The sequence below is a fragment of the Stutzerimonas kunmingensis genome (assembly GCF_032106285.1).
GTDB classification, from domain to species: domain Bacteria; phylum Pseudomonadota; class Gammaproteobacteria; order Pseudomonadales; family Pseudomonadaceae; genus Stutzerimonas; species Stutzerimonas kunmingensis_B.
Genome location: NZ_DAMCPO010000017.1, coordinates 62,339 through 77,133, shown reverse-complemented (window position 1 = coordinate 77,133; position 14,795 = coordinate 62,339). Strand labels below are relative to the sequence as shown.

Genomic DNA, 14,795 nt, shown 5'->3' with positions numbered 1-14,795 from the left:
CGTTTGTCTCTGCTTCCATTGAACCTCTCTGCGCTATTCGTATCTGACATTCGATAGCACGCCAGTTGTGGCACAGAGGAGGTCGAATGGATGATCGTACCGCTCTCCATTCCCGCAGGTCCTGGTTGCCATTATTGGTCGCTCTGGCCCTGATGGCGGGCCTGGGTGGATGGATCGGCTGGCAGTGGCATGTCCAGGAACAGCGCAGCAAGGTCGAGCATGAGCAGCGCTTCACCTTCGCTGTAGATGACATCGAACACACGCTACGCGAGCGGATGCGCGCCTACGAGATGGTCTTGCGCGGGCTTGCTGGCGTCGTTGCCGGCAGCGACGAGGTCCGCATCGATGACTGGGCGCGGGCCGTGGATCAGCTGCAGCTCCAGGACTTCTATCCGGGCATCCAGGCTGTCGCGCTGGCGCGGCATGCGACGCCGGAAACCCTCACCACCCTGATCGACCAGATCCGCGCCTCCGGCCGCGAGCGCTTTCGCATGTATCCGCCGGGCGACCGCGAAGAGTACGTGGTGACCGACTACATCCATCCGACCGACTGGCGCAATCGGCGGGTGCTCGGCTTCGATCTGTTCAGTGAGGCGACCCGCCGCGAGGCGATCATCAGTACGCGCAACAGTGGCAATCCGGTGCTCACGGGGCCGTTGCGCCTCAAGCAGGAAACCGAGCAGAACGTCCAGGTGGGTGTTCTGTTGTTCTTTCCGATCTATGCGGCGACGGCGCCGGTTACCACCGAGGAGGAGCGTCAGCGCGCCTTTGTCGGCACCCTGCACGGCGCCTTCCGTCTGACCGACCTGATGGAAGGCATCCTCGGCTCGCGCAGCCGAATGCTGCAACTGCAGCTGTTCGATGCTGCCAATCCGGAGTCGCCACTGCTCACCGGACGTGCGCCGGTCAGTGCCGACGCTAAGTTCCAGCGCACTCGGAATATTTACATGTACGGCCGCAGCTGGCAGCTGCAGGTGGCCAGCACGCCGGAATACGAGGCGGTGCTGCGTGACAACAATCGGGCCTTCAGCCTCGCGGCGGCGCTTATGGCGGCGGCATTGTTCTCGTTGCTGGTGGGCGGCTATTTGTATCTGCGCGAACGTGCGCTGCGCAACAGTCAGGTATTGAGCCTGCAATTGCAGGAGCGCGAGGCGCGCTTCCGTCAGCTGATCGAACAATTGCCCGTGGCGACCCTGCTATGCAACGCCGGTGGGCGCATCGAACTGGCCAACCAGAGCGCCGGGCAGCTGTTCGGCAGCTCGACGGAGCTGCTGGCCGGCGAGCGTGTGAGTCGTTACGTGCCCGGCGTGCTCGGCGAGCAGGTGCTCGGGCAACTGCGCGAAACCAGTCAGCTCGAACTGCAGGCGCAGCGCGAGGACGGCAAGGCGATCCCGGTTGCCGTCAGCCTGACCAGCTTCAGACATGACGATGTCTTGTATTACGTCCTGAATCTGCTCGATCTGCAGGCGCGCAAGCGCGACGAGGAGCGCTTCCGTAATGTCGTCGAGGCCTCGCCCAATGCCTTTGTGCTGGTGGATACCCGCGGCGATATCGTCATGGTCAATCGCCAGACCGAGCTGCTGTTCGGCTATGAGCGCCAGGAGCTGGTCGGGCAGCCCGTGGAACTGCTGTTGCCCGAAGCCTTGCGTGAAGCGCATCGCGGTCTGCGCCAGGGTTATGCCGAGAATCCGGAACCACGTCGCATGGGCGGCAACCGCGAGCTGTTCGGCCGCCACCGCGACGGCAGCGCGTTGCCTGTGGAAATCGGCCTGTCGCCCTTGCGCAGTGGCGACGAGCAGCTGGTGCAGGCGGTGATCATCGATATCAGTCACCGCAAGGCGGCCGAGCGTCGCTTGCGCGAGCAGGCCGACCAGCTGGCAGTAGCCAATCGCTACAAATCCGAGTTCCTCGCCAATATGTCCCACGAGCTGCGCACGCCGCTCAATAGCATTCTCATCCTCAGCGATCAGCTGCGTCAGAACGGCTCGGGCAACCTCAACGACAAGCAGGTCCGGCATGCCGACATCATTCATCGCGCCGGTCATGAGCTTCTGCAGTTGATCAACGATGTGCTGGATCTCGCCAAGATCGAGTCCGGCCATATGCAACTCAAGCTGGAGCCGCTGAACCTGCGTGAGTTGCTGACCGAACTGGAAACCTCGCTGACGCCGATGGCCGAGCAGAAGGGCTTGGCGCTGAAGGTGGTGGTCGACGCCGACGTACCGCCTGCGCTGAATTCCGACCGGGCCCGGCTGCAGCAGATTCTGCGCAACCTGTTGACCAACGCCTTGAAGTTCACCGAGCAGGGGCAGGTGGAGTTGCTGGCGAGCTACCCGCCGGAGGACGCTGACGGACAAATCCTGCAGCTGCAGGTACGTGACAGTGGCATCGGCATCGCCAAGGACCAGCAGGAGCGGATCTTCCAGGCGTTCCAGCAGATCGATGGTTCGATCAGCCGTCACTACGGCGGCACCGGTCTGGGCCTGGCGATCACTCGCCAGTTGGTGGAGGTGCTCGGGGGGCACGTCACGGTTGATAGCGAACTCGGCAACGGCGCCACCTTCACTGTGCGATTGCCGGTGGAGTCGACGTCGGGCGCATCAGCGCAGCCGCTGTTGCCGCGCCAACCGCAGCGCCGTGGGCGTGGTCCGGGGCTGCTGATCATCGAGGACGATGCCGATTTCGCATCGGTAGTGGCGGAGGTCGGGCAGAGCCACGGCTTTACCAGCCTGATCTGCAGCACCGGCCAGCAGGGGCTGGAAGCCCTGCGGCGCGAGCACTTTGCCGCAGTGATCCTTGACATCCTGCTGCCGGACATCAGTGGTTGGCAGGTGCATCGGGAGTTGCGTGGCGACGAGCGTCATCAGGGCATGCCGGTGCTGATCATTTCCTGCGTGCCGCAGCCTCACGACTGGCATGACGATGGTTCGCGCTATCTGGTCAAGCCGGTAGCGCAGGCCGAACTCGAGCGCATCTTCATCGAACTGGCGCGCCACGAACAGAATTCGCTGCGCCTACTGCTGGTGGAGACCGATCCCCGTCGCCGCGAACTGATCCGTGAGTACTTCGAGCGGGTCGGCTATAGCGTCACGCTGGCGGGGGGCGCCGAAGCGGCCCGGCTGGCGTATGCAGAACAGAATTTCACCGTGGTGGTGGTCGAGCAGGAGCTGGCAGACGGCAACGGGCTGGATCTGCTGGATGCGCTGGAGCGCCTGCGTTCGCTTCGCGGCGTCACGGTGTTGGTGAACAGTCGTGAAAAGCTGTCGGATACAGACCTGCAACACTTGCGCCGTTATTCGGCTTCAGCACTTTCCAAGGAGGATGATGTGAAACGTATGGGAGAACTGGTGCGCCGAGGGCCAACGGTGTCGTCGCCAAGCGCCGCGGCTTCGCTGCAGGTGGCGGCGTCGGGCCGGCGCGTGCTGCTGGTGGATGAGGATGTACGGCTGATCTATTCGCTGACCGCCCAGCTCGATGAGCTCGGGCTGCTGGTGGTCCCGGCCACAAGTGCCGACGAAGCGGTCGAGCGTTTCGATGAGGATGCCTTCGATCTGGTACTGCTGGACATGAGCCAGCCTGGGGCGGAAGGTCCTGATTTGGCGCAGCGGCTGAAGCAGGTGCATGACTGTCAGGCCCCCATCGTTGCGCTGGTGACAACGACTGGTGGGGATGAGCGCGAGCGTTGCATGGCGGCTGGTGCCGACGACGTTTTGCTCAAACCCGTCGAGGCCACGGCGCTGGCGGCACTGTTGCAGCAATGGCTGGGTCTGGAGAGCGGTGCGGCCGAGGCTGAAGAGGAGTAAGCAAGTCGTGCGTGTTGAACATGCCTGTGGTGATGCGTTGATCGAACGATATGACACCTGGTGCGCGAATTCCCCGTGGGACGCTTGTTGTCGGCAGTTAGGCAACGGATTGCTCGGAGGTTGGCGATGACGCAGACGCAGCTCAAGGCCAAGCCTCGCAGTCGTACGCTGCTGGTGGTGGACGACCGGGAAGCGAATCTGGTGGCCATGGAAGCCTTGCTGGGCGATGGTGACTGGCAGGTGCACACGGTCAACTCCGGCGAGGCTGCGCTGCGGGCACTGCTGGAGCTGGACGTCGAGCTGGTGTTGCTGGACGTGCAGATGCCCGGCATGGATGGCTTCGAGGTCGCCCGGCTGATGCGTGGCAGCCCGCATACCCGCTACACGCCGATCATCTTCGTTTCGGCCATCGCGCATACCCGCGACTCCGTGCTGCGCGGTTACGCCACCGGAGCGGTGGACTTCATCCTCAAGCCGTTCGATCCACAGGTGCTCAAGCACAAGATCAACACCTTGCTGGCCCACGAACACAACCGCCGTGATCTGCAACTGCTCACACAGCAACTGGACAGCGCCCGTGCATTCAATGCCTCGGTCCTGAGCAACGCGGCCGAGGGCATTCTGGTGGTCGCCGAGGACGGCTATATCAGCTTCGCCAATCCGGCGATCGCCGGCATGCTGCACACCCGCGTCGAGGACCTGCAGGGCACGCCGCTGCTCTCGCATCTGGCGGCGCCGGAGATGCCGGCCAACTGGCAGGAGTCGGACTTCTACCGTTACTGGCGCAGCGGCTCGACCTATCGTCTGCACGAGGCGCAGCTGCACACCGCCACCGGTACGCCGTTGCCCGTCGCGTTGTCCAGTTCGCCGCTGCCGCGCCAGCAGCGCTCCATGGTGGTCATCGCGTTGGACATGTCGGTGGTGCGCAACCTTCACGTTCAGCTGGAGACCCAGGCGGTCACCGACTCGCTGACCGGGCTGCTGAACCGGCGTGGCTTCCATCAGGCGCTGGAATCGTCGCTGGCGCGGGTCGATCGCAACGGCAAGCGCATGGCCATCCTTTATATCGATCTGGACGGCTTCAAGCGCATCAACGATTCGCTCGGCCATGATGCCGGCGACGAAATTCTGTGCAAGGTGGCGCGCCTGCTGGAGACCTGCATGCGTCCCTACGACATCATCGCGCGCATGGGCGGCGACGAGTTCACGGCACTGCTGGATTCCCTCGATCACCCGGAGGATGCCGCACGGGTAGCGGAGAAGCTGATCGAGCTGATCTCGGTACGGCACAGGATCGACGGTACCGAGGTGACCCTTGGTGCCAGTATCGGCATCGCTCACTTTCCCGACTGCGGGGTCAGCGTCGATCAGCTGCTGCGCTCGGCAGACATGGCGATGTACGAGGCCAAGCGTGCCGGTCGCCGCCAATACCGATTCTTCTCCAGCGACATGAACGAACGCGCGCATGCGCGGCTGATGATGGAGGAAAACCTGCGCAGCGCCACCGAGCGCAACGACTTCGAGCTGCTGTACCAACCGCAGATCATGCTGGCGACCGGTAAGCTGAGGGGGTTCGAGGGTTTATTGCGCTGGCCCCAGGGTGATGCAGAGGAAAACCAGCCGGGCAACTTCATCCCATTGCTGGAAGAAACCCGGTTGATCGAGCGGGTCGGCGACTGGGTGCTGCGCGAAGGCATGAATCAGTACTGTCAGTGGCTGCCGTCATTCGGCAGCGATCTGATTCTCAGCCTGAACGTCAGCCCGGTGCAGTTCAGCCGGGCTGGGCTGTTCGATTCGCTTCGCCGTCTGCTGGATGAATATCAGCTCCACCCTGCGCAACTGGAGCTGGAGGTCACCGAAGGCACGCTGATGCAGGATCTCGAGCAGAGCTGCGAAAAACTACGGCAATTGCGCAAGCTCGGCGTGCGCGTGGCCATCGACGATTTCGGCACCGGTTATTCGTCGCTGGCTTATCTGCGGCACTTCGAGCTGGATACGCTGAAGATCGACCGGCTTTTCATCGCCAACATGCTGGATTCCCCCCGCGATGCGGCGGTGGTCAGCACCATCATTGATCTGGGCCGCAACCTCAACCTGGAAGTGGTGGCCGAGGGCGTGGAAACCCGGGCGCAGCTTGACTGGCTGGTGGAGAACGGCTGCGACGTCATGCAGGGCTTTCTCGTCTCACCGGCATTGAGCGCCGAGCAGGCACGGGCCTTTCCCACTCAGGTCGCCTGGGACGCGCTCTGAGCGAGCTGGTCAGGGCTGCACCGGAAACTGCTGGTGCAGTTGCTCCAGTTGCAGATCCTTTTCACTCCAGAGCCCGTTGACCCACTGCTGGAATGCCAGCCGATACGACTCGTCCTGGTCGTAGTTGCGGCGGAGGAATTCGGCGGGTATCGGCTGTGCCTGGAGGCGCACGATTACCTGATGGATATTGCCGGCGAGCAGGTCCCAGAAACTCGGGCGACCGTCGGGGTAATGGATGGTGATGTTGATCAGCGCCGTCAGTTGCTCGCCCATGGCGTCGATGACGAAGGCGATGCCGCCAGCCCTTGGCTTGAGCAGATAGCGATAGGGTGAGGCTTGTTCGGTGTGCTTGTCCTCGGTGAAGCGTGTGCCTTCGAGGAAGTTGAACACCGACACCGGATTGGTCCGATAGCGCTCGCAGGCTTTGCGTGTGGTCGCCAGGTCCTCGCCACGCTTCTCCGGGTACTTGGCCAGATACTCCTTGCTGAAGCGCTTCATGAAGGGAAACTCCAGCGCCCACCAGCACAGGCCGATCACCGGGACCCAGATCAGCTCCTGCTTGAGAAAGAACTTGAGGAACGGCATGCGCCGGTTGAGCTGGTACTGCAGCACGAGGATGTCCGCCCAGCTCTGGTGGTTGCTGGTGACCAGGTAGGAGTGATGCATGTCAACCTGATCCAGACCCTGCACGTCCCAGCGGATCGGGCGAACCAGATCCATCCAGAAGCTGTTCATCGCGATCCAGGACTCGGCGATCCAGTGCATGCCGAAGCGCAGGCTGCGTTGTATCGAAGGGATTGGAAACAGCAGCTTGAGCAGCGAGAGCGCAAACAGCGGCCAGCACCAGAACAGGGTATTGAGCGCAAGCAGCAGGGCGGCGAGCGTGCCGCGGAGTGGAGCGGGGAGAAAGCTCAGCATGAAGTTCTCGTCGATACGGCTGATTCGAGGCGCCAAGAGTAGCGATTACGCGCTGAACTGCAACTATCGAGAGGGGTGAAGCACTGGCGCCGCCTGCCGGAGGGCGAGGCGGCTCCAGTCGGAAGCGGCCGTCAGGCCTTCTGGTTGGCAGCCTGCAGAGCGGTCAGGGCGATGGTGAAGACGATGTCATCCACCAGGGCGCCGCGGGACAGGTCGTTGACCGGCTTGGCCAAGCCTTGCAGCATCGGGCCGACGCTGAGGCAGTTGGCGTTGCGCTGAACCGCTTTGTAGGTTGTGTTGCCGGTGTTCAGATCGGGGAAGATGAACACCGTGGCCTGGCCGGCGACCTTGCTGTTAGGGGCCTTCTGCTTGCCGACGCTGAGCACGGAGGCGGCGTCGTACTGCAGCGGGCCGTCGATCGGCAGCTCGGGCGCACGACCCTGGGCGATGCGGGTGGCTTCGGCGACCTTCTCGACTTCTGCACCGCTGCCAGAGCTGCCGGTGGAATAGCTGATCATCGCCACGCGCGGGTTGACGCCCAGGGCCACGGCGGACTCGGCGCTCTGCAGGGCGATCTCCGCCAGCTCGGTGGCGCTCGGGTTCGGGTTAACCGCGCAATCGCCGTAGACCAGAACCTGATCCGGCAGCAGCATGAAGAACACCGAGGACACCAGGCTGTAGCCCGGTGCGGTCTTGATCAGCTGCAGGGCAGGGCGGATGGTGTTGGCGGTGGTGTGCACGGCACCAGAAACCAGGCCGTCCACCTCGTCGAGCGCCAGCATCATGGTGCCGAGGACCACGGTGTCCTTCAGCTGCTCGCGAGCATCGTCCGGGGTCAGGCCCTTGGCCTTGCGCATTTCGCACATCGGCTCGACATAACGGTTGGCGATGTTGTCCGGGTCGAGAATCTCCAGGCTGGCGGGCAGGGTGATGCCTTGCTCGCGAGCGACCTGCTGGACTTCTTCCGGCTTGGCCAGCAGCACGCAGCGGGCGATGCCGCGCTCTTGGCAGATGGCGGCGGCGCGGATGGTGCGCGGCTCGTTGCCTTCGGGCAGCACGATGCGCTTGTTGGCATCCTGCGCGCGTTTGACCAGCTGGTAGCGGAAGGCTGCCGGCGACATGCGCAGTTCACCGCGCGGCACGCTGTAGCGGGTGTGCAGGAACTCGGGGTGCAGGTGCTTGGCGATATAGTCGGTGACCCGTGTGGCGCGTTCGATGTCGTCCGACGGGGTCTCTTTGTTCAGGCCGAACAGGTTGTTCGCCGTGTCGTAGGAGTTGGTCTCCACGGTCATCACCGGCAGGCCGCCGTCCAGTGCAGCCTTGCACAGCTCGAGAATGCGCGGGTCCGGGGCGAAGTCGCTGCACAGCAGCAGGCCGGCGAGTTTTTCGCCGTTGAGCGAGGCCAGGCTGGCGGCCAGGATGATGTCGTCGCGGTCGCCTGGCGTCACTACCAGCACGCCGGACCGCAGCAGCTGTACGGTGTTCGGAACGGCGCGCGCGCACAGCACGATCTTGTTGACGCGACGCTGGTCGGCTTCACCGGCGCTCAGTACCTGAGCGCCGAGCAGCTCGGCGATGTCTCGGGTGCGCAGTGCGTTGAGCTCTTCGGAGAAGGGGATCGCGCCCAGCAGCTGGAAGTCGGCGCTGCCCAGCAGCGGCAGGTGCTGCTTGAGGCTGTCGACGAAAGCCGGCAGGCCTTCTTCGGTCTTGACCTTGTTGAGGATGACACCAAGCACCTTGGGGTCCTTCGCGCCGCCGTACAGCTGCGCCTGGATCTCGATGCGTTCGGCCAGGCGCTTGAGGCTGTCGCTGCCCTGGGCGCCGATCAGGATAACCTCGGCGTCCAGGCTCTTGGCCAGCTGGGTGTTGATGCGCTGGGTGTAGTTGGACTCGCGGGTGGGCACCATGCCTTCGACGATGACCACGTCCTTGCCGGCAGCGACTTCCTGGTAGCGGCTGATGACATCTTCGAGCAGCAGGTCGATCTCGCCATCGGCGAGCTGACGCTCTACCTGCTCCAGCGGCAGCGGCTCGGGCGAGGTCAGGTTAAGGGTGCGCTCGACCAGGATGCAGGAGCGCTCACGGCCCTGATCGACCGGAAAGGGCTGGGCGATCGGCTTGAAGAAACCGACCTTCAGCCCGGCGTTTTCCAGGGCGCGTATCAGGCCGAGGCTGATGGAATTGAGGCCGCCGCCGAAACCGGTAGGGGCTAGAAAGATTGTGTGCATGGCATCTCCTTGAGGGCAGGGTGCTCGGGGTAACGGTGCTGGGCGCCGGCAAGGCTAGGGCAGTTGCCTCGGGACGGAAACTGCCGGATTGCCGCGGCGCTGATGTGCAAAGACCCGACCGCCAGGGGCTGTCGGGTCTCGGAATCGCTACATGCCTACTGCGCTCAGGCGTCCAGCAGGGCCAGCGTATCGAGGGCAATCTGGCGCTCCTCGTTGGTCGGGACGACCATGACGCGCGGGCTGCCTTCAGCCTGGATTTCGCCGGCAACGCCGCGGGTGCAGCGGGCGTTGGCTTCGGCGTCGAGCTTGAAGCCGAACAGCTTGAGGTGTTCCAGTGTCCGCTCGCGCACTGCCGAGGAGTTCTCGCCGATACCACCGGTAAACACCAGGCCGTCCAGCTGCGGCAGGGCGCAGGACATGGCGGCCAGCGACTTGGCCAGGCGGTAGCAGAACACTTCGAAGGCCAGTACCGCACCCGGATGACCGGCGTTGCGGGCATCGGCCAGGGTGCGCATGTCGTTGGACAGGCCGGAGAGGCCCTTCAGGCCGCTTTCCTTGTTGAGCATGTTGTCGATCTTGGCCAGGTCCCAGCCCAGCGTCTTGCTCAGGAAGTTGTGCAGGCTCGGATCGACGTCACCGCTGCGGGTGCCCATCACCAGGCCTTCGAGCGGCGTCAGGCCCATGCTGGTGTCGCGGCTTTCACCGTTGACTACCGCGCAGGTGGAGCAGCCGTTGCCCAGGTGAGCGACCAGCCAGCTGCTGTTCTCGACCGGTACGCCGGCCAGTTCGGCGGCGCGCTTGCTGACGTAGCGGTGGCTGGTGCCATGGAAGCCGTAGCGGCGCACACCATGATCCTTGTACAGCACATCCGGCACGGCATAGCGGTAAGCGTGCTCGGGCATGGTCTGGTGGAAAGCGGTGTCGAACACGCCAACCTGCGGCAGCTCGGGGAACAGATTGATGGCGGCGTGGATGCCGCTCAAGTTGGCCGGGTTGTGCAGCGGCGCCAGCTGAATGTTGGCTTCGATGCCGGCCAGGGTTTCATCGGTGAGCAGCGAGGAGGCAAAGAACTTTTCGCCGCCGTGCACTACGCGGTGGCCGATGCCATCGAGATGGCCGCCAGCGGCGTCTTCCACGCGCGGCAGGATCTGGGCCAGAGCAGCCTGATGATCGGCATTCGGCACCTTGACGCTTTCCTTGCCGGCTGCGCTCTCGAAGTGGATGACGGCTTCCGGGCTGCCGATGCATTCGGCCAGGCCTTGTAGCGGGAAGGTCGCTTGCGCTTCGTTGACCAGGGCGAACTTAATCGACGAGCTGCCACAGTTAATCACCAGGATGTTACGAGCCGACATCGGTGCTCCTTGGTTCTCTAATGTTATTGATATGGGTGCCAAAGATACTTTCCGCCGATTCTTGCACATCGGCCATGGAAGCGATGCCATCCAAAGGTTGTAGTCCCATGTTCAATGGCACTACATGCGGGGCGAGGGCGACGAACGGCATTGGCCCGTTCATCCAAGGTCGGTTCGCAATCGGCGCGGTGGATGGTTAAACTTCGACATCCATTCTCTAAAGCAAAGGTTCTGCCCCATGCTGATTGCCGCTAACAAGGCTGTCTCCATCGACTACACACTCACCAACGACGCCGGTGAGGTGATCGACAGCTCGGCCGGCGGCGCGCCGCTGGTCTACCTGCACGGCGCAGGCAACATCATTCCGGGCCTGGAGAAGGCCCTCGAGGGCAAGCAGGGCGGTGACCAGATCCAGGTCGCCATCGAGCCGCAGGACGCTTACGGCGAGTACAGCGCGGAGCTGGTCGCTACCCTCAATCGCGCCATGTTCGAAGGCGTCGACGAGCTGGAAGTGGGCATGCAGTTCCACGCTTCCGGTCCGGACGGCGGCATGCAGATCGTCACCATTCGTGACGTGGAAGGCGACGACGTGATCGTCGACGGCAACCACCCGCTGGCCGGCCAGCGCCTGAACTTCGACGTCAAGGTCGTCAGCGTGCGTGACGCCAGCGAAGAAGAAGTTGCCCACGGCCACGTCCACGGCGAAGGTGGCCACCACCACTGATCCGGGTCGCCGCATAGGCGTCCGCAGGCACGGCGGCAGGAACCGCTACCGTGCGGATCGAAAAGAAGAGCGCTCCGGTCGTTGCCGGGGCGTTTTTTCGTTAGGAGAGATGAGATGAGCGCATTCCACCAATTGGTGTTGCCAGGCCTGGGCAGCGAGGAGCTGCCGTTGGCGCAGTTCGGCGATCGGATCACGCTGGTGGTCAACGTCGCTTCGCAGTGCGGGCTGACCCCGCAGTACGCCGGCCTGGAGCGGCTGCAGCTGCAATACGCTGCCCGCGGCTTCAGCGTGCTGGGCGTGCCATGCAATCAGTTCGCTGCGCAGGAGCCGGGCAGCGATGAAGAAATCCGCTCGTTCTGCACACTCAACTATGGTGTGAGCTTTCCGCTGAGCGGCAAGCTCGAGGTGAACGGTCCGCAGCGCCATCCGCTGTATCGTTTGCTGGCTGGCGAAGGTGCCGATTTTCCGGGGGACATCACCTGGAACTTTGAGAAGTTCCTGGTGGGCAAGGACGGCCGTGTGCTGGCCCGTTTCTCACCGCGTACCACGCCCGACGACCCCGCCCTGATCCAGGCGATCGAAACCGCTCTGGCCTGATCTGCAGATCTGCGACCGTACGCGCGGTCGCGTTCTCTTTCTTGAGTCCTGGATATACCGGCCATGCTTGCCGTGGTTGCCGCTGAATAAGCGTCATGGATGATGCTGTGCCGGCGAGACGACCGGTCATATTCTCGCTGCATGACCAATCCAGCACGCAACGACAAGCGCGACCTGATCCTGTCCAAGGGTGCCCGGGTGATGACCCGCCGCGGCTATCACGGCACCGGTGTCCAGGAAATCGTCCAGGCGGCCGGTATTCCCAAGGGTTCGTTCTATCACTACTTCGCCAGCAAGGAAGACTTCGCCCTGCAGGCGCTGGACTATATCTATGCGCCCCGGCTGGAGCGCTATCAGGCGGCGCTGAGCAACTCAGCAGTCTCGCCCCGGCAGCGCATCCTCGACTACTACGCCGATCTCGTTGCGCACTTCGCCCGCCAGGAAAAGCCCGAATATCACTGCTTCATCGGCAGCCTCAGCTTCGAGATGGCCGAGCTGTGCCCGGCCATCTCCAAACGGCTCAGCGCGATACTGACGCAATCGGTCGAGTTGCTTACGGCCTGCCTCGAACAGGCGCGTGTCGCTGGAGAGATCGCGGCCGATTGCGATTGTGCAGTGCAGGCGGAATTCATAAGCAACGCCTGGGAAGGTGCGCTGTTGCGCATGAAAGTGAGCGGCAGCGTTGCGCCTTTGCAGGTGTTTTTCCAGCAGCTCGAACGCCTGTTGGCGCCGGCTGCAATAACTTCGCCGGGGCATGAGCGCCCGGCTGCCTTGACCAATGCCACAGGAGTCGATCGATGACCGCCAGCGTACAAGCCTTGTTTCAGCCCTTTGAGTTGGGTGCTCTCCGTTTGCCGACCCGTGTGGTCATGGCGCCGATGACCCGTTCGTTCTCGCCTAACGGCGTACCCACTGCCGATGTGGTCGAGTACTACCGCCGTCGTGCCGCCTCCGGGGTCGGGCTGATCATCACCGAGGGCACCACGGTCGGCCACGCCGCGGCGAACGGTTATCCCCATGTGCCGCGTTTCTACGGTGAAGATGCGCTGGCTGGCTGGAAGGCTGTGGTCGATGCGGTGCACGCCGCTGGCGGCAAGATCGTCCCGCAGCTCTGGCACGTCGGCAACGTGCGCCGCAAGGGCACCGAGCCGGAGCCGGAGGTCGTCGGTTACGGCCCGATGGAGAAGCAGAAGGACGGCCAGGTCGTCGTTCATGGCATGACCAAGCAGGACATCCAGGATGTGATCGAAGCATTCGCTCAGGCTGCCCGCGATGCTCAGGCGATCGGCATGGACGGCGTGGAAATCCACGGTGCCCACGGCTACCTCATTGACCAGTTCTTCTGGGAAGGCAGCAATCAGCGCGCCGATGAGTACGGCGGCAGCCTGGCCAACCGCTCGCGCTTCGCCATCGAGCTGGTGCAGGCCGTACGCGCAGCGGTCGGCCCTGATTTCCCGATCATCTTCCGCTTCTCGCAGTGGAAGCAGCAGGACTACACGGCGCGCCTGGTGCAGTCGCCCGAAGAGCTCGGCGAGTTCCTGGCACCCTTGTCGGCGGCCGGCGTGGAAATCTTCCATTGCTCGACGCGCCGTTTCTGGGAACCGGAGTTCGAAGGCTCCGATCTCAACCTGGCCGGTTGGACCCGCCAACTGACCGGCAAGCCGACCATCACCGTCGGCAGTGTCGGCTTGGATGGCGAATTCCTGCAGTTCATGGTCAAGACCGACAAGGTGGCGCAGCCGGCCAACATCGAGGGATTGCTGGAGCGTCTGAACAAGCAGGAGTTCGATCTGGTGGCGGTGGGGCGTGCGCTGATCTGCGATCCGGATTGGGCGGTTAAGGTGCGTGAAGGGCGGATGGAAGAGATTCTGCCGTTCAGTCGTGAGGCGTTGAAGACGCTGGCGTGAGTGAGGGCGGCAGCCAGGGTGATCTGGCTGCCGATTTCCCCTGACCCGGCAGCATCCGATCTCGCCAGGCCTTCGCGCTGAGCTGTCAGCATGTGACGTGGTGCGGACGGAGAGCCTCGAACTCTCATACCTTGCAGCGCTAGAACCCTGACCGCCGAGTGCGACGCCTGACCTCTACGCTGGTCGGTCCAGCTGCCGATTCGGCCCGCCTTCCCTTACCCAGAACAGCGTCGCTCCCGCCACGGCCGCCGGCATGATCAGCAGGTTCAGGACCGGCACCAGCAACGCCGCATAAGTCACCGCACCAAAGCTCAGGCTCTGCCAGCGTCGCTGGCGCAACCAGCCCATCATGTCCGCCCAGCTCAGCTTGTTGTTGTCCGCCGGGTAGTCGATGTATTGCACTGCCATCATCCACACGCCGAACAGCAGCCATAAAGGCGCGGCAACAAGATTCAGCACGGGGATGAATGAAAGCACCAGCAACGCCAGCGCGCGCGGTGCGAAATAGCCCAGCTTGCGCAGCTCGCGGCCAATCGTGCGGGGCAGCATGGCCAGCAGCTCGGCCCAGCTGAAAGGCGGCGCGGCATCTTCGCCGCGCACCACCACCTCGACCTTTTCCGCCAGAAAGCCGTTGAACGGTGCGGCGATGATGTTGGCCAGCATGGTGAAGCTGAAGAACACCATCAGTACCACCAGCACGACGAACAGCGGCCAGAGGATGTATTCGAGAAAGGCGAGCCATGTGGGCAGGTTGGGCATGAAGGTGTCGACCCAGCCGCTGAACTGGCCGACCGCGAACCAGATCAGGCCGAAGAACAGCAGCACGTTCACCGTCAGCGGCAGGATCACGAACAGACGCAGCCCTGGGCTGAGCACCAGGCGCAGGCCTTCGCGAAGGTATTGCGGGCCGGAGAGGGCGGATACGGGCATTGGCGTCTCCTGAAAAAGGGCAGGGTTTCGTCGAGAGGGGCGTAGCGCAGCGGGATAGTCGATGACTATGGGTTGTATGCAGAACC

General features: G+C 63.4%; 10 protein-coding genes and 1 tRNA gene. 6 read left to right on the top strand and 5 right to left on the bottom strand.

Annotated features, from left to right (window positions below; genetic code table 11):
• Positions 1 to 86: 86 nt before the first annotated feature.
• Both RT582_RS14640 and RT582_RS14635 read left to right on the top strand, forming a co-directional pair.
• Positions 87 to 3,803 carry a CHASE domain-containing protein gene (locus tag RT582_RS14640; RefSeq protein ID WP_313478130.1) on the top strand — a complete coding sequence of 1,239 codons (3,717 nt, stop codon included), beginning with the start codon at positions 87 to 89 and terminating at the stop codon, positions 3,801 to 3,803.
• 126 nt (positions 3,804 to 3,929) lie between these two features.
• Entirely contained in the window at positions 3,930 to 6,053 is a 2,124-nt protein-coding gene (locus tag RT582_RS14635) for a putative bifunctional diguanylate cyclase/phosphodiesterase (RefSeq protein WP_101274379.1), read from the top strand.
• 9 nt (positions 6,054 to 6,062) lie between these two features.
• On the opposite strand, the gene RT582_RS14630 is transcribed toward RT582_RS14635, so the two are convergent.
• From RT582_RS14630 to RT582_RS14620, 3 genes are all read right to left on the bottom strand, one after another.
• A complete protein-coding gene (locus RT582_RS14630) occupies positions 6,063 to 6,971 on the bottom strand; it encodes an acyltransferase (RefSeq protein WP_125897744.1) in 909 nt (302 codons plus the stop codon).
• A 131-nt stretch (positions 6,972 to 7,102) separates the two neighbouring features.
• On the bottom strand, positions 7,103 to 9,199 hold the full coding sequence (pta, locus tag RT582_RS14625; protein WP_313478128.1) for a phosphate acetyltransferase: 2,097 nt from the start codon (positions 9,197 to 9,199) through the stop codon (positions 7,103 to 7,105).
• Between the two features lie 164 nt (positions 9,200 to 9,363).
• Entirely contained in the window at positions 9,364 to 10,551 is a 1,188-nt protein-coding gene (locus tag RT582_RS14620) for an acetate kinase (RefSeq protein WP_014821300.1), read from the bottom strand.
• 238 nt (positions 10,552 to 10,789) lie between these two features.
• On the opposite strand from RT582_RS14620, the gene RT582_RS14615 reads away from it, so the two are divergent.
• The 4 genes from RT582_RS14615 (at position 10,790) to RT582_RS14600 (ending at position 13,779) form a co-directional block, all read left to right on the top strand.
• The gene (locus RT582_RS14615; RefSeq protein ID WP_014821299.1) at positions 10,790 to 11,275 is read left to right on the top strand and encodes an FKBP-type peptidyl-prolyl cis-trans isomerase; all 486 of its coding nucleotides are present in this window, start codon (positions 10,790 to 10,792) and stop codon (positions 11,273 to 11,275) included.
• 114 nt (positions 11,276 to 11,389) lie between these two features.
• Positions 11,390 to 11,872 carry a glutathione peroxidase gene (locus tag RT582_RS14610; RefSeq protein ID WP_313478126.1) on the top strand — a complete coding sequence of 161 codons (483 nt, stop codon included), beginning with the start codon at positions 11,390 to 11,392 and terminating at the stop codon, positions 11,870 to 11,872.
• Positions 11,873 to 12,013: 141 nt separating this feature from the next.
• Entirely contained in the window at positions 12,014 to 12,673 is a 660-nt protein-coding gene (locus RT582_RS14605; protein ID WP_313478124.1) for a TetR/AcrR family transcriptional regulator, read from the top strand.
• The gene (locus RT582_RS14600) at positions 12,670 to 13,779 is read left to right on the top strand and encodes an NADH:flavin oxidoreductase (protein ID WP_313478121.1); all 1,110 of its coding nucleotides are present in this window, start codon (positions 12,670 to 12,672) and stop codon (positions 13,777 to 13,779) included. The genes RT582_RS14605 and RT582_RS14600 overlap by 4 nt, the downstream gene beginning before the upstream one ends.
• Before the next feature lie 98 nt (positions 13,780 to 13,877).
• Here the strand turns inward: RT582_RS14600 and RT582_RS14595 are convergent.
• Positions 13,878 to 13,988: transfer RNA gene (locus tag RT582_RS14595), tRNA-OTHER, on the bottom strand.
• On the bottom strand, positions 13,954 to 14,709 hold the full coding sequence (gene cysZ, locus RT582_RS14590; protein WP_023444190.1) for a sulfate transporter CysZ: 756 nt from the start codon (positions 14,707 to 14,709) through the stop codon (positions 13,954 to 13,956). Before cysZ ends, RT582_RS14595 begins: the two co-directional genes overlap by 35 nt.
• Positions 14,710 to 14,795 lie beyond the last annotated feature (86 nt).

What these genes read in the sequence shown, in the direction of transcription:
- RT582_RS14640 (WP_313478130.1), top strand. Translation starts at nt 87, where the DNA reads ATGGATGATCGTACCGCTCTCCATTCCCGCAGGTCCTGGTTGCCATTA.
- RT582_RS14635 (WP_101274379.1), top strand. Translation starts at nt 3,930, where the DNA reads ATGACGCAGACGCAGCTCAAGGCCAAGCCTCGCAGTCGTACGCTGCTG.
- RT582_RS14630 (WP_125897744.1), bottom strand. Translation starts at nt 6,971, where the DNA reads ATGCTGAGCTTTCTCCCCGCTCCACTCCGCGGCACGCTCGCCGCCCTG.
- pta (WP_313478128.1), bottom strand. Translation starts at nt 9,199, where the DNA reads ATGCACACAATCTTTCTAGCCCCTACCGGTTTCGGCGGCGGCCTCAAT.
- RT582_RS14620 (WP_014821300.1), bottom strand. Translation starts at nt 10,551, where the DNA reads ATGTCGGCTCGTAACATCCTGGTGATTAACTGTGGCAGCTCGTCGATT.
- RT582_RS14615 (WP_014821299.1), top strand. Translation starts at nt 10,790, where the DNA reads ATGCTGATTGCCGCTAACAAGGCTGTCTCCATCGACTACACACTCACC.
- RT582_RS14610 (WP_313478126.1), top strand. Translation starts at nt 11,390, where the DNA reads ATGAGCGCATTCCACCAATTGGTGTTGCCAGGCCTGGGCAGCGAGGAG.
- RT582_RS14605 (WP_313478124.1), top strand. Translation starts at nt 12,014, where the DNA reads ATGACCAATCCAGCACGCAACGACAAGCGCGACCTGATCCTGTCCAAG.
- RT582_RS14600 (WP_313478121.1), top strand. Translation starts at nt 12,670, where the DNA reads ATGACCGCCAGCGTACAAGCCTTGTTTCAGCCCTTTGAGTTGGGTGCT.
- cysZ (WP_023444190.1), bottom strand. Translation starts at nt 14,709, where the DNA reads ATGCCCGTATCCGCCCTCTCCGGCCCGCAATACCTTCGCGAAGGCCTG.